Source organism: Pseudoalteromonas sp. P1-8 (assembly GCF_001399985.1).
GTDB lineage: Bacteria > Pseudomonadota > Gammaproteobacteria > Enterobacterales > Alteromonadaceae > Pseudoalteromonas.
Genome location: NZ_LJSO01000003.1, coordinates 83,049 through 96,895 on the forward strand (window position 1 = coordinate 83,049; position 13,847 = coordinate 96,895).

A 13,847-nucleotide genomic window follows, 5' to 3' on the forward strand; every position below is an offset into this window, starting at 1 on the left:
TATTAGTCAATAACTAAAACCACAAGGAATAACGATGAAGCACCTTTATTTTCTAGCTATTTGCCTGTTCAGCACATTTAGCAGCCAAGCAAAGCAAGTTAACCTAGAGCTCACAGCATTAGCACAGCAGTACTTTAATACCATGGTTGCAACACAAGCACCCAATGCCACCAACAAAGAGTTAGAAGCCTTTTTAGCTTTATTAACTGACGATGTAGCAAACCAACACTTACCTTATCAAACAGATGATTCAAGGGAGCCAGATGGCAAAGCGATGATGCGTAAAGGCATGACTTTTTACCTTGGGGCGCACACTGAATATCAAGCAAACTTACTCGATACCTTTATTTTTAATGATTCTGCCATTGCTTTACGTTATACCCATCATGCTAAAGGTATACACCCACAAAACCAGCAAGAAATTGAATACACGCAGACCATTATGGATGTGCTCGAAATAGAAGATGGCAAGATAGCGGTTATTCGTAAATACCATGAATGAGCTTAGCTTAACTTTTAGCCTAACATGAGCGTTTTCATAAGCGCTTTTTTATTAAAATACGCCTGCAATAAATTTTCTCTTTTTTCCGCATTTCAGCTTAAATTCATACTTTTTAGGCTTTATTTTGAATAAATTTAAAACTTTTTTATATTTCGGATAATAAACGTAAGAACAGTGGGTTAGCTTAACTTACGAGTGTAGCTTTGCGGTTGTTTACAATTTGTCAACCTTGAATTGCCATGCTCATTACCTTAACCTTTATTTTAATTGAACGTTCAATCAATAAAAAATTATGCCGAAAGTTGGAATGGAACCTGTTCGTCGTCAGCAGTTAATTGACGCCACAATAGAGTCGGTTGCAGAGCTTGGTTTGCAAGGCACCACCATAAATAGCATTAGTAAAAAGGCAGGCTTATCGTCTGGCATTATCAGTCATTATTTTGGTGGTAAGCAGGGCTTAATTGAAGCCACTGTGCGTTATTTATTGACCAGCTTAAAGCAAGCACTTTTGAGTCAAGTAACGCCACAAACTAGTCCAGAGCAACGATTAATGTTTATCGTTGAAGCAAACTTTTCGCGTATTCAGCAGCAAAGCAACAACACCAAAACTTGGTTGAGCTTTTGGGCGCATTCAATGCACGACGCCCAGTTGCATCGCTTACAAAACGTAAATAGTAAACGTTTATTTAGTAACTTATTAAGCTCATTCAAACAGTTAATGAGCGATAGCGATGCCAATTTAGCTGCTGAGCTAAGTGCAGCCATGATCGATGGTTTATGGCTAAGAGCCGTATTAAGTAAGTCAGACCAAGATCAATTCGAAAATTGTGAGCGATTAGCCAAAGACTACATTCGTTCACTGATAAAACAGTATGGAGCCTAAAATGACCACACCTGTTTACGAAAATTTTATTAATGGCCATTTTTTAAAGAATCAAACTGGCGATACCTTTGCAGTTAAGAATCCTGCAACGGATGAAGTGATTTATCACGTTGAAATTGCTGATGAGTTTATTCAAAACGCGGCAATCGAAAGCGCAAAACAAGGGTTTGCAGCATGGTCTGCAATGACGCCAATTGAGCGTAGCCGTATTTTATTAAAAGCCGTGGCAATCTTACGCGATCGTAACGATGAACTGGCAAAAGTAGAAGTACTTGATACGGGTAAGCCTTGGCAAGAAGCCGAGTGTGTCGATGTTGAAACTGGCGCCGATGTTATTGAATATTTTGCTGGTCTTGCTCCTGCGCAAGTGGGTCAGCAACAAATGGTTGGCAATGATTTTTACTACACACGTAAAGAGCCTTTAGGTATCTGTGCCGGTATTGGTGCATGGAACTACCCACTACAAATTGCTTGTTGGAAATCAGGCCCAGCACTGGCTGCAGGTAATGCGGTTATTTTCAAACCTTCTGAAGAAACACCACTTGGTGCAATTAAACTTGCAGAGATTTTCATCGAAGCGGGTGTACCTGCTGGCGTATTCAACGTTGTGCAAGGCGCTTCTGAAGTAGGGCAATGGTTAACAGCAAACCCAAATATTGAAAAAGTGTCTTTCACTGGTGAAGTAGGCACAGGCAAAAAAGTAATGGCAAGCGCTGCTGGTTCACTTAAAGATGTGACCATGGAGCTTGGTGGTAAGTCACCGTTATTAGTATTTGATGATGCCGATGTATCACAAGCTGTTAGTGCGGCAATGTTAGGTAATTTTTATACGCAAGGCGAAATCTGCACTAACTGTACACGCATTTATGTACATAAAAATGTTTATCAGCAGTTTATTGATGAGCTGAAAACACGCACTGAGCAAAATATTATTGCTGGCGACCCAATGGATCCTGAGGTGAATTTAGGGGCGCTTATCTCTAAAAAACACCAAGAGCTAGTACTTGGCTATATCGATAAAGGTATTCAAGAAGGCGCAACCTTATTAACCGGCGGTAAGGCACTATCACCAGTATCTGCGCCAAACGGCTACTTTGTGGAACCGACCGTTTTTGTCGACTGTAAAGATGACATGACCATAGTTAAAGAAGAGATCTTTGGCCCGGTAATGAGCGTGTTGGTGTTTGATGATGAAGATGACGTTATTCAGCGTGCAAACGATACGCACCTAGGCTTAGCCGCAGGTGTGTTCACTAAAGATATTCAGCGTGCACACCGCGTTATCCACCAGTTACAAGCCGGTATTTGTTGGATAAACAGCTATGGTAATTCACCTGCAGAAATGCCAGTAGGTGGTTACAAGCAATCAGGTATCGGCCGTGAAAACGGTATCGAAACTTTAGATCACTATACCCAAACTAAATCGATTTATGTGGGTATGAGCAATATAGAGAGTCCATTTTAATGAGTACACAGAACTATGATTACATCATAGTCGGTGCTGGCTCTGCAGGCTGCGTGTTGGCAAACCGACTATCAGCAGACCCTTCGAATAAGGTGTTATTACTTGAAACGGGTGGTAGTGATAAAAGCATTTTTATAAAGATGCCTACCGCGCTATCAATCCCAATGAATACTGACAAATATGCATGGCAATTTCATACCGAGCCAGAGCCATATTTAGATAACCGTCAAATGCATTGCCCACGAGGTAAGGTGTTAGGTGGCTCATCATCGATTAACGGCATGGTCTATGTACGTGGTCATGCCAAAGATTTTGATGAGTGGCAGCAACACGGCGCTAATGGTTGGGATTATCAAGCATGTTTACCGTACTTTAAACGTGCGGAATCATTCTACTTAGGTGGTAACAGTTACCGTGGCGATAACGGCCCATTAGGGGTTAATAACGGTAATGAAATGGCTAACCCGCTTTATAAAGCCTTTATCAAAGCGGGCCAACAAGCAGGTTATGCGCAAACTGATGACTACAATGCAGCCCAGCAAGAAGGTTTTGGGCCAATGCATATGACGGTAAAAGACGGCGTAAGAAGCTCTGCTAGCCGTGAGTATTTAGACCCTGTTAAGTCACGTAAAAACCTAACGCTAATCACCGGTGCCTTAGCTGAAAAAGTTCTGCTAGAAGGCAAAAAAGCCGTTGGTGTTGAGTTTTCAGTGTCTGGCTCTAAGCAGCAAGCATTTGCAGCAAAAGACGTTATTTTAAGTGCGGGCCCAATTGGCTCACCGCATATTCTGCAATTATCAGGTATTGGTGATAAAGATATCCTGAGCGAAGCGGGGGTTGAGGTTAAACATCACTTACCAGGTGTTGGTCAAAACTTACAAGATCACTTGGAGTTTTACTTCCAATATAAGTGTAAGCAACCAATTACTTTAAACGGCAAATTAGGCCTTGTTTCAAAAGGGCTAATTGGCGCTCGTTGGCTATTAAACCGCTCAGGTTTAGGGGCGACGAACCATTTTGAATCATGTGCATTTATTCGCTCAAAACCGGGTGTTGAATGGCCAGATATTCAGTATCACTTTTTACCAGCTGCCATTCGTTATGACGGTAAAAGTGCCTTTGATGGTCATGGCTTCCAAGTTCATGTTGGGCATAACAAACCAAAAAGCCGTGGTGCAGTAACGATTAAGTCGGCGGATCCACAGGTTGCACCTAAGATCCAATTTAACTACTTACAGCACCAAGATGACATTGAAGGCTTTAGAGCTTGTGTACGTTTAACTCGTGAGATTATCGAACAAAATGCGTTTGATGAGTATCGCGATGGTGAAATTCAACCCGGTAAAGATATTCAAAGCGATGAAGAAATCGATGCGTTTGTTCGTCAAGCGGTTGAGAGTGCTTACCATCCGTCATGTTCGTGCAAGATGGGTGAAGATGAGATGGCCGTGGTTAACTCGCAAACTCAAGTGCACGGTATCGAAGGTTTACGGGTTGTAGATTCATCTATTTTCCCAACCGTTCCTAACGGTAATTTAAATGCACCAACCATTATGGTGGCAGAAAAAGCGGCGGACCACATTTTAGGTAAGCCTGTGTTATCGGCATCAACTGCAGATGTTGCCATGGAAAAACAATGGCAATCAACGCAGCGTAGTTCGGAGATCTAATAAGGCCACCCGCAGTTTCGGCTGTGGGGCTTGCAGTGGCGCGCATCACGAGTTGTTTGTGGTGCGTTAATGCGAGGAATAAAACTGGAGAAACAATGAAGTATTATTACTTATTTTGGGGGGGGAACTATGACCTTTTGGCTTAGTGCTGGCATCATTTTTACCCTGTTAGCAATTGCGGTTATTTTATTTAAATGGGGTACGGTAAGGTGTGTTGGCGTCACACCGGTTAGAACGTTTACGTTCATTGCAATTTTATTTACATCGGGCCTAGATGTTGGCTTGATTATGTTTCCACTGACAGAGTTTGCAGGTTATGCAGACATAAAAGCAAGCCCAGAGTATGCGTTTGCCAATCCATTAGCCATCGAGTTTGGTTTTTGGGGCTTCTTGATCTGGGGATTTTATTTCCTTACGTGCTTTTATTTCTGCGTAATAGAACCTAAAGTAAAATTCTTTGAAATTGCTTGGGTAAAACTAATTAATAACATCGTTATTATTGGCACATGCGCATTTACTGCATTTTTACTGCTGTCGAATTTACCTTGGTATTTACCGTCGCTTGGTGATGGTGAGTCAATTATTCCGACATTCTACTTAATGGTGTTTGCAGCGATTTGTTTTGCTGTGTATTCGAGCACAGACATTAAGTATGTACGCTTTTTAAGTATTTCTACTACTTGGTTATTTATCGCTTTAATCGCATTTATGTGGTTCGGTGCCTTTGTGGGTTCTGATGCACAAACATCAGCATTTGTTGATAACCTTGCGTTAATTGGCAGCTACTTTGGCAACATCAATGAGTTTGTATTACCACTGAATGATTACCATGCCTTCTACCTGTTTTGGTGGTTTGCTTGGAGCATCATGATTGGTCAATTTACTTCGCGCTTTGTGGGTGGCTTAAAAACTTACCAAGTGCTGGCGGCTATGTTGATTTTCCCGTCTATTCCAATCGCTATCTGGTTTAGTGTTTTGTATCAATATCATGAAGCGGGTATTGCAACAGCAGGCCTGAAAAACATCGCTATGGTGTTTGTTGGTGTGGTGTTTGTGATCAACTCACTTGATTCTTTGATCCGTTTATACACAGATAACCTAAACTTAACGGTGAAGCGTTTAGGTAAATTTAATTACATTGCCTTAAATGTTGTGGCGCTTTCATTATTAACCCTGCTGTTTAAGTTCGACTTTTTACAGATCCAATGGGTTGGTGCGCTCGTTATCGCGTTATTTTTCGGCTGTGCTGTGTTTATTGGCTACAGCAAGTTAAAAACAGTGAAAAATATCGAAGGCTCACCAAAAGACAACAAATTAGATTACACAAAAATAGAAACAGTTAGCTAAGGGAAACCAACATGACAACAAGACAAACAGTATTAGCAGCAGCGTTGCCATTGGCATTACTATCGACATCAGCTATGGCTGACTTATCGACTACGGTTACATTGGCTTCAGATTACACCTTTAATGGTGTAAGCCAAACCATGAATGACCCCGCGATTCAGGGGAGCTTAGATTATGCCTTTGCAGATTCAGGTATGTATGTAGGTACTTGGGCTTCAAATGTAGATTTTGGCGATGACACAGACATCGAGTGGGATGCGTATTTTGGTAACTATGCTGAGTTAACTGACGCTCTTAGTATTGATTATGGTATTGCTTACTACTCATACCACGGTGAAGATTACTCAAGCGATGGTAATTATTTTGAGACTTATGCAAAGTTTGGCTATACCAATAGCCTAGGTTTTACAGAATTTAACTTCTGGTACGCTTGGGATTACTTCGGTACCGATGCTGGGCATGTGATTTCTATGCTTGCCCATACCTTTGAAATTGCCCCAAATCATGCAATTCGTGCCAGTTTTGATGTATCTAACTCATTAGATGGCAATAAGTTTGCTTGGGATGGTAATGATAAGTCATACAACCATTATCGTTTAGCCTATCAAACAAGCTTTGCAGGTTTTGATTTTGAGCTTGCAGGAGAAAATACCAGCCTTGACTGGGATACCGCAGATGAGCGCATTGTCGCGTCTATTTCACGTAGCTTTGATTTATAAGTAGCGTTTTGTTAGCGCAGCTTTAATAAAAACGGCTAACCTTTGTTAGCCGTATTTTTATGCTTAGAATATGGGTATTAAATCTCTTCGCCTTCGTGCTGCATCGCTAAATCATCAAGCTCAGCAAGGGTGTAATCAAAGCCACTGGTATCGACTTCGTAGCGTATTTTCACGCCATAACCACCTTGGCAAAGACTCGCAGTGACTTTAGCCACTGACCAATGTTTAAGCTTGTTTAAAAACCTATTAGCGGTTTGCTGTGAGTCAAAGCGATAACTGACTTGCGATTCCATCTCTTTTCTAGCCTAAATTTTTTCGAGAGTGTATGAAATTGCTCTGTTTAAATCAATTGCTCATTGAAAAACGCCAATGTGCGTTGCCATGAAAGCTCCGCCTGTTTTTCATCATAACGAGATGTAGAGTCGTTATGAAAACCATGATTTGCTTGTTCATACATGTGCATCGTGTAAGGCACTTGATGCGCTTTTAAGTCGCTCTCATATTCTGGCCAAGTTGCATTAACGCGGTTATCAAACTCAGCTAAGTGTACTAGCAGTGGGGCTTTGATATTTTGTCTCAGCTCTTTAACAGCCGGAGTGCCGTAATAGGGTACGCCCGCATTAATTAGTTTGCTATCAACTGCAGCTAGGTAGTTAACCATATAACCACCAAAGCAAAAGCCTACCGCACCGAGTTTACCGTTACTATTTGGGTGTCTTTTTATGTATTCAGCTGCGGCGATAAAGTCTTGTTGGATTTTTTCTTTATCCATAGAGCGCTGCATTGCGCGGCCTTCATCATCATTACCAGGGTAGCCACCAAGAGGGTGCAATGCATCTGGCGCAAAGGCAATAAAACCGGCTTTGGCAAGGCGGCGAGCAACATCTTTAATATAAGGGTTTAAGCCTCTGTTTTCGTGGATCACTAATACTATTGGGAGCTTGCCCGTTAAATTAGCGGGTTCGACTAAATAGCCTTTACCTTCGCCGTGACCTTTAAACGAATCAAAGGTTTTATAACTGGCTTTAATATCAGGGTCATTAAAGGATACTTGCTCAGCTAATGCGTAGTTAGGTAGTAAAGCGCTACTTAGCATTGCCATTGAATAGCCAAGGGCAGCTAAGCCACCCAGCTTTTTCATAAAGGTGCGACGGTCCATTAAGCCATGTGCGTATTCATCGTACCAATCGAAAGCTTCTTGGGGAATGTGGTTATGGCGTTGCTCAGTCATACTTATATCCTTTAAAAACGAGTTAGGTTTATAACTTTAGCTGAAATATCAGCGATTAACAGCCAGTTGTTTTGTTTGCATTACTACGTCCATAAAGCGGCGTTGCCAAATAGCCTTAAAGGCTTTGTTAAATAGGTATAAAAATATTAGCGGCATTAATAACAGCTTTAAAATCAGCAGTGACAAGATATTCAAAAAGTCGATAAATAAGTCTTCGACGGCAGCCACCATGTTGCTAATACCAGAGGTGACGGTATCGATAATTTTACTCACCTGCGACGATTGGTCTTGATTGAGTGATGCGTTAAGGTTTTCTAGTTGCTTGTTTAAGGCGTCTTTGTCTAGGTTCAGCTGTCTTTGCTGGTTTAGTACCGCATTAAACTGCGCTGTTAATTGCTGCTTTTTATCAAGTAATGGCTTGGCTTGTTCAAGCTCAGTAAAGGTCAGTCGCTCAGACAAGCTGCGGGTTGCTTGAATCGCTTCTATTTGGGCTTCGACCTCTGCTAAATCACCTTTGAGCTCAGTGGCTCGCTGGTGGTTCTTAATCTGCTGCTCATTTAATAGCGAGAGCTTGTCGAAGATGGTTTGTTTTTCACTATCGACCTCGGCTTTTAGCTTGGCTGATAGGGCAGAGGTGTTATTTGCACTACTATTCACCGTCTAGACTTTTTCGCTTACGATTTCACTTTGCTGGTTTATTTGCTCATCTAAGAATACTTGGCTCACGAGGCCTGTTGTAAGCACCACAGCAGGCACTAAAAAGCGAATTAAAATAAGACTCGCCATAATTTTATGACGTAAGTTGGGTAAGAAGTTACGCCATTCACAAATAAAGTATGCGACAACCGAAACTGTAAAGAGACTGCTAAAAATAACCCCAGAAGAAATGGTGTATAAAATGCGTTGTAAAAATAACGAGCCTATAGCTAAGCGCATAGCATCCGACATGTATTCAGCTAGGTCATTTACTGGGTCGAGTAGTTGTGCAGGTTGAATACTCGCAATACCAATGCCCACTTCGGCTGATTGCAATAGCGAAATAGCAGCGTTAACTGTACGTGATGAAGCGTACACTAGGGTTGATTGTACTAGGGCGCTGTCGATAAAGCGCATAATGAAATGGTTATAATGCTCTAGCCAACAAAGAAGTAGCAGTATTGTAAGAGATAAATACTTGATAATATGTTGTTTAGTTAGCATAACGCCCCCGACAGTTAGTACGCTTCTTCACGCTACACTATTCATAGCCGTTGAAGCAATCTAATAGGATTGAATTATTTTTCCGATTAACTGTCTATGAATTGCTATTAACCGCTTTAGAGGAAATATGAAAGAACCTGCATCAATTGGCCAGTGCTGTATTGAAGATTTAGATCCCGTGCAAGACTTAGGTCGCTTAGTCTCTTACTTACGTTCAAACCTAGTGACTCATCTTGATGATGCTTTAGAGGATAAAGAGCTAACGTCGGCTCAGTACATTGTGGTTGTGCTACTTGCGCGCGGTAAAGTAAATACCTTAGCTGAGCTTTGTGAGCACATGGTGTATGACCGTGGTGCCATGAGTCGATTACTATCTCGTTTAGAAGACAAGGGCTTAGTTGCTAAAAAGCAGTCAGTTGAAGATCGCCGTTCAACTCTTTTATGCCTGACTGAAAAAGGCCAACAGCTTTACCCAGAAATTTTACCCACTGTAAATGATATCTATCGCAAAGCACTCACAGGCTTCTCTGATGATGAGCAAGAGCAACTCGCAAGCTTATTGTTTAGAGCAATTCATAATTTAAAAGCATAAATTTCTCTAAGCGGTACATTGTCGCTGTAGACGCATTTTGATAATATAGTTGCCTAGGCATTTAATTTTAACAAGTCCGGGTTGTTATGTTTGAATCATCTTTGCTTGCGCAGCTTCACGCTCAATTTCCAGCTCATCAATTTAGCCCCGAAGGTTTGTCGGTTGTTCACACAGGCCGCTTTGCCAATGCCATTGTTTATCGTTATAAAGACGCGAAATTTGATTTAATTATTAAAGATTTTCAGCACAGCCCATGGTGGGTGAGAAAAACCATCGCGTCGCTTTTTATCAATCAAGAGTACAAGGGGCTGGCACGTCTGCAAGATGTAGACGGAGTGGTCGATAACTTTTGTCGTTTGTCATCAATTGCTATTGCTTATGATTTTATTGAAGGCACGCCACTTCGCCAGCTTGCCTTGCAACAGCAGCATTTACCGAGTGAGTTCTTTAAAGAATTTGAGCGTTTGGTAGCAAAAATGCATCGCCGCGGCGTGGTGCACCTCGACTTACGTAATTTAGGTAATGTTATTTGTTCAAAAGACGGCAAGCCTTACATTATTGATTTTCAGTCAGCGATTCGCTTTGCACGCTTTCCTCGCTGGTTACAGCGTTTTATGCGTGGTGCCGATATGAGTGGGGTTTATAAAGCATGGCATAAGTTAGCCAAAGACTCGTTACCGCAAGCAAAGGCTGATTATTTGCACGACTTTAATCATGTGCGTAAGCGTTGGATTTTTAAAGGTTATCCGATTCAACGTGCCTATTTATGGTGTAGCGGGGCTGTAACTCAGATTCTTAATTCTGAATTTGTTCGCAGTATATTAGATAGATTGTAAAAAGCGCGCTTGCACGCGCTTAGTGGGGAGAACTAGTATTTAGGCCAACCATTCGCATCCCAATTCAGGGTGCTGATGAGCAATTTAGGGGTACCATTATCACCTGCATCATAGGCATGTCGAACAATCACATCGGTATTTAAAATGTCTTGTCCACCTGGACCTACCCATTGGCTATTACCCGCATCAAGAATGCTCCCGCCGCTGGCTAACATGTCGGTACCATTTTTATCTAGGTATGGGCCGCGGATGTCACTAGAGCGACCATACGCAATACGGTAAGTACTATTCGTGCCATCACAGCATTTGCCAACTGAAACAAACAAATAGTAATAGCCTTGGCGATACACAATGGTAGGTGCTTCGATGCCACCAGAGCGACTTGCTAAAGAGTAGATTTGACCAAATGGTTTCATGGTCATTGGGTTAATACGCGTTAGTTTAATACCCGAATTCCATGAGCCAAAGGCAAGCCAAGGTGCTCCATCTTTTGCTACCACGAGATCGGGGTCAATGGCGTTATAATTATTGCTATTGGTCGTGTTAATTACTAAACCATCATCACGCCAATCACCGGCTGCCACACTACTTGCTGAGGTAAGGCCAATAGCGCTAACACGTGAACCAAAGGTCGAAATCGAATAATAAAGCCAGCTACGACCATTGTAGCTTTTTAATTCAGGCGCCCAGACATCAATTCCATCATGATCTGGCACATAGTTACTCCACCAGCTTAAACCATTTGAGAAAATTGGTTGCGCATCATTCCAATCTACACCGTTGCTTGAATATTTACCGTAAATACCAGGGCCTGTTTGAAAAACCCACCAAGTGCCATTTTCATAGCCAAGTGTTGGATCGTGGGTGACTAAATTACCTGTAAGTGGCCAGTGGTCTGCAGCGCCATTAGTTGTGGATGGATCCCAAGGGGTTGATTCAACATTAGCAAGCTTGGTTAGCTGCCACTGCTGTGCATCGCTGCCGTTATAGCTCCACTGGCTAATATTTGCGCCATCGTTGCCATCAAAAGCATATAGGTCAAGAGCCTTACCACTGTGATCGTTAATAAAGCTGTAATAACCGCTACCTTCCTCATTAATTTGCCAGTGTTGGCTGGCAAGATTAGCGTACTCATATTGCACCACATTGCCGCCATCGGCGGTCGAGAAGTCAAACACCTCTAGGGCTTTACCACTATTTAAGTTAATAACCGAATAGTTGCTGCCACCTATGTTGGTGATTAACCAGCGCTGGGTGTCGTGATTAGTGTCAGCCCACTGACTAACATTTGCACCGTCGTTGGTTTGCGCGCTGGCTACTTCAACAAACTTAGCACTGTACTTTGATTTAATGGTGTATACGCCATTATCAATCGCATAAGCACTGGGCAGAATGAGGGTTGTTGCCAAGCTGAGTGCAGCTAGGGCTTTTTTTGAAAGTATCATTGTGTCTCCAAATCATTGTTATTGAGCTTTCCTTGTGTGTTCTGCTCCTTGGATGAGTTTTGATCTACAGCTACTAACTCAGTTAAGAGTATTGGTGTAAATGAAAACTATTTATAATACTTTATTATGTTATTACTTTTGTAAAGGTGAATGGTAAAAATAATTAACAAAAATTTTACCTTTAACTATTTTGGAAGGGACTTTAGTGTTTAGCTGAGATACAAAAAAGCCACTCAGTGAGTGGCTTTTCGGATGTTATTGAGTAATAAACTGGCTGGGAATATCCCATTTGAGGGTATGCAGTTGGCCTTGCCAAGTTTGGATGGTGATCCACAGTTTATCATCTGCTGAGATGGATTTAGGAGCTATCGCATGGGCGTGCTGACCATGATTGGTGCCATGCATTATGCCTTCTTCATCTTTAGCAAACTCCGTTAGTGCTAAAGGCGCTTGGCCAATATTTAAATACGCCTGACGAACATTGCTTATGTCACCTTGATTAAAGGCGATAAAGAAATCTTTCACATACTCATTGTGGTGTGAGTACGGGGCATCTTCATTTAGCGGCATCGGGGCGATTTTAAATTCGCCCGCTTGTTGCTCTTGCCAAAGTGCAGGAAACTGAGGGTTTAATGACTGATAAATAAACCATACAGGTAAAGCCAGTACCACAGCATGTAAAACATACTTTTTACGTTGCCACCAAGTTGCTTGTAAACGAGCCATTAGTTTGCCTCCTGAACGTTATTCACTGGCGCTGATTGGCGCGCTTTTACAGGTTTGTTATTTACTAATTTTGCGGCATACATCATAAAACCAGTGATCGATATACCACTTAAAATTAAACCAAAGATAAACCAGATAACCTTTGTCCACAGACCGCCAATGTTACCGTAATGCAGCGGATCGGCGATATGTGAAAGGGTGAGTAATCCCGACATGGTTTCTGGGCTTTTACTTGCTGCAATTTCGCCTGTCCAAGGATTGATTGAAGTTGAGTAAGCGTAGTTATCGTAGAAAATAGTATCGCCACTGCCCATGATATTAAACATGCCGCGGTTATGCTCTGGCAGCATCACATAACTAGGTTTGAAATCTGGGAATTTCTCTTTGGTAATAGCCAGTGCCGCTTTTAAGTCGGTTGGCGGTGTTTGTTTATCCGCAGGTAAAGTTGACACTGCCACGAGCGGTGCGTGCTCTTCAATGTCTATTTCATTATGCCACATGATGGCTTGCACTAAATACCACAGGCCTGTTAGTGCCATTACTGCCATAAACCAAATTGACCAAACGCCACTTAGGGTATGTAAATCTTTTAGAAAGGTTTTTTTACCTTGATTAAAACGTAGTTTTGGCTGACTAAATGCGCGCCAAAAGTTTTTATAAATCACTAAGCCTGTTACTAGTGCACCTAAAATAACAAAAGCCATGGCGCTGACGAGGTAGTAACCTACGCTGTAACCTTCTTGCCAAGGGAAGAATAGCCAGCCGTGTAGGGTACGCATAAATTCAATGAATGAGATAGTGTCATTAACCGCTTGCACTTCGCCGGTGTATTGATTGACGTAAGCCACAGCATAAGGTTTGTCGGTATCAGTGAAAATAACCGCATTTACCAAGTAAGGTTCATAAGTGAGTACACTCATTACATCGGCAGTCGGGTAGGATTTTTCAACGCTATTAATAACTTGATCAACACCAAGTGCTGGTAAATCATTTGGGTTGTTTGCACGTGCTTCACTGTTGGTCAGCCAAGTAAGCTCATGGCTTATCACAGATACAGTACCTGTGACGCAAATAAAGCAAAATAGCACCCATACTGGGAGCGAAAACCAACCATGTAGTTGGAACCAAAGACGTTTACTCATGGTAAAAATAGCCCGACGTTAATTGATGATAGTAATTGTTATCATTTAAATTGTACTACAATCTTTTGAACAAACACAATCTCTGTCGA

At 41.9% G+C, this 13,847-nt stretch carries 15 protein-coding genes; 8 read left to right on the forward strand and 7 right to left on the reverse strand.

Annotation, left to right across the window (positions count from 1 at the left end; all coding sequences use genetic code 11):
• Positions 1-34 precede the first annotated feature (34 nt).
• From AN213_RS05700 to AN213_RS05725, 6 genes are all read left to right on the forward strand, one after another.
• A complete protein-coding gene (locus AN213_RS05700) occupies positions 35-502 on the forward strand; it encodes a nuclear transport factor 2 family protein (RefSeq protein ID WP_055197891.1) in 468 nt (155 codons plus the stop codon).
• 292 nt (positions 503-794) lie between these two features.
• Positions 795-1,385 (forward strand): transcriptional regulator BetI, encoded by a 591-nt coding sequence (gene betI / locus AN213_RS05705; RefSeq protein ID WP_055197893.1) that lies wholly within the window; start codon positions 795-797, stop codon positions 1,383-1,385.
• Between the two features lies 1 nt (position 1,386).
• The gene (gene betB, locus AN213_RS05710; RefSeq protein WP_055197895.1) at positions 1,387-2,850 is read left to right on the forward strand and encodes a betaine-aldehyde dehydrogenase; all 1,464 of its coding nucleotides are present in this window, start codon (positions 1,387-1,389) and stop codon (positions 2,848-2,850) included.
• The gene (gene betA / locus AN213_RS05715) at positions 2,850-4,520 is read left to right on the forward strand and encodes a choline dehydrogenase (protein ID WP_055197897.1); all 1,671 of its coding nucleotides are present in this window, start codon (positions 2,850-2,852) and stop codon (positions 4,518-4,520) included. Before betB ends, betA begins: the two co-directional genes overlap by 1 nt.
• 129 nt (positions 4,521-4,649) lie before the next feature.
• Positions 4,650-5,867, forward strand: coding sequence for a choline transporter (locus AN213_RS05720; RefSeq protein ID WP_054562275.1), 1,218 nt, complete (start codon positions 4,650-4,652; stop codon positions 5,865-5,867).
• An 11-nt stretch (positions 5,868-5,878) separates the two neighbouring features.
• On the forward strand, positions 5,879-6,586 hold the full coding sequence (locus AN213_RS05725; RefSeq protein ID WP_055197899.1) for a TorF family putative porin: 708 nt from the start codon (positions 5,879-5,881) through the stop codon (positions 6,584-6,586).
• 77 nt (positions 6,587-6,663) lie between these two features.
• On the opposite strand, the gene AN213_RS05730 is transcribed toward AN213_RS05725, so the two are convergent.
• The 4 genes from AN213_RS05730 to AN213_RS20350 are packed head-to-tail and all read right to left on the reverse strand — an operon-like array spanning position 6,664 to position 9,017.
• Positions 6,664-6,879 carry a hypothetical protein gene (locus AN213_RS05730; protein ID WP_054562273.1) on the reverse strand — a complete coding sequence of 72 codons (216 nt, stop codon included), beginning with the start codon at positions 6,877-6,879 and terminating at the stop codon, positions 6,664-6,666.
• 47 nt (positions 6,880-6,926) lie between these two features.
• Positions 6,927-7,817, reverse strand: coding sequence for a dienelactone hydrolase family protein (locus AN213_RS05735; protein WP_054562272.1), 891 nt, complete (start codon positions 7,815-7,817; stop codon positions 6,927-6,929).
• A gap of 48 nt (positions 7,818-7,865) precedes the next feature.
• Positions 7,866-8,474, reverse strand: a complete 609-nt coding sequence (locus AN213_RS20345) for a hypothetical protein (protein ID WP_236702888.1) — start codon at positions 8,472-8,474, stop codon at positions 7,866-7,868.
• 3 nt (positions 8,475-8,477) lie between these two features.
• The gene (locus AN213_RS20350) at positions 8,478-9,017 is read right to left on the reverse strand and encodes a hypothetical protein (RefSeq protein WP_236702889.1); all 540 of its coding nucleotides are present in this window, start codon (positions 9,015-9,017) and stop codon (positions 8,478-8,480) included.
• A 127-nt stretch (positions 9,018-9,144) separates the two neighbouring features.
• Between AN213_RS20350 and AN213_RS05745 the strand changes: the two genes are divergently transcribed.
• Entirely contained in the window at positions 9,145-9,609 is a 465-nt protein-coding gene (locus AN213_RS05745) for a MarR family winged helix-turn-helix transcriptional regulator (RefSeq protein ID WP_054562270.1), read from the forward strand.
• Positions 9,610-9,695: 86 nt separating this feature from the next.
• Positions 9,696-10,445, forward strand: coding sequence for an RIO1 family regulatory kinase/ATPase (locus tag AN213_RS05750; protein ID WP_055197901.1), 750 nt, complete (start codon positions 9,696-9,698; stop codon positions 10,443-10,445).
• 32 nt (positions 10,446-10,477) lie between these two features.
• Here AN213_RS05750 and AN213_RS20500 read toward each other — a convergent pair whose 3' ends face one another.
• The 3 genes from AN213_RS20500 to AN213_RS05765 all read right to left on the reverse strand — a co-directional run bounded on the left by AN213_RS20500 (position 10,478) and on the right by AN213_RS05765 (position 13,767).
• On the reverse strand, positions 10,478-11,890 hold the full coding sequence (locus AN213_RS20500; protein ID WP_054562268.1) for a family 43 glycosylhydrolase: 1,413 nt from the start codon (positions 11,888-11,890) through the stop codon (positions 10,478-10,480).
• A gap of 255 nt (positions 11,891-12,145) precedes the next feature.
• Complete coding sequence (locus tag AN213_RS05760) at positions 12,146-12,616, reverse strand: hypothetical protein (RefSeq protein WP_054562267.1); 471 nt, start codon at positions 12,614-12,616, stop codon at positions 12,146-12,148.
• Positions 12,616-13,767, reverse strand: a complete 1,152-nt coding sequence (locus tag AN213_RS05765; protein WP_095209713.1) for a PepSY domain-containing protein — start codon at positions 13,765-13,767, stop codon at positions 12,616-12,618. The genes AN213_RS05760 and AN213_RS05765 overlap by 1 nt, the downstream gene beginning before the upstream one ends.
• Between the last annotated feature and the right edge of the window lie 80 nt (positions 13,768-13,847).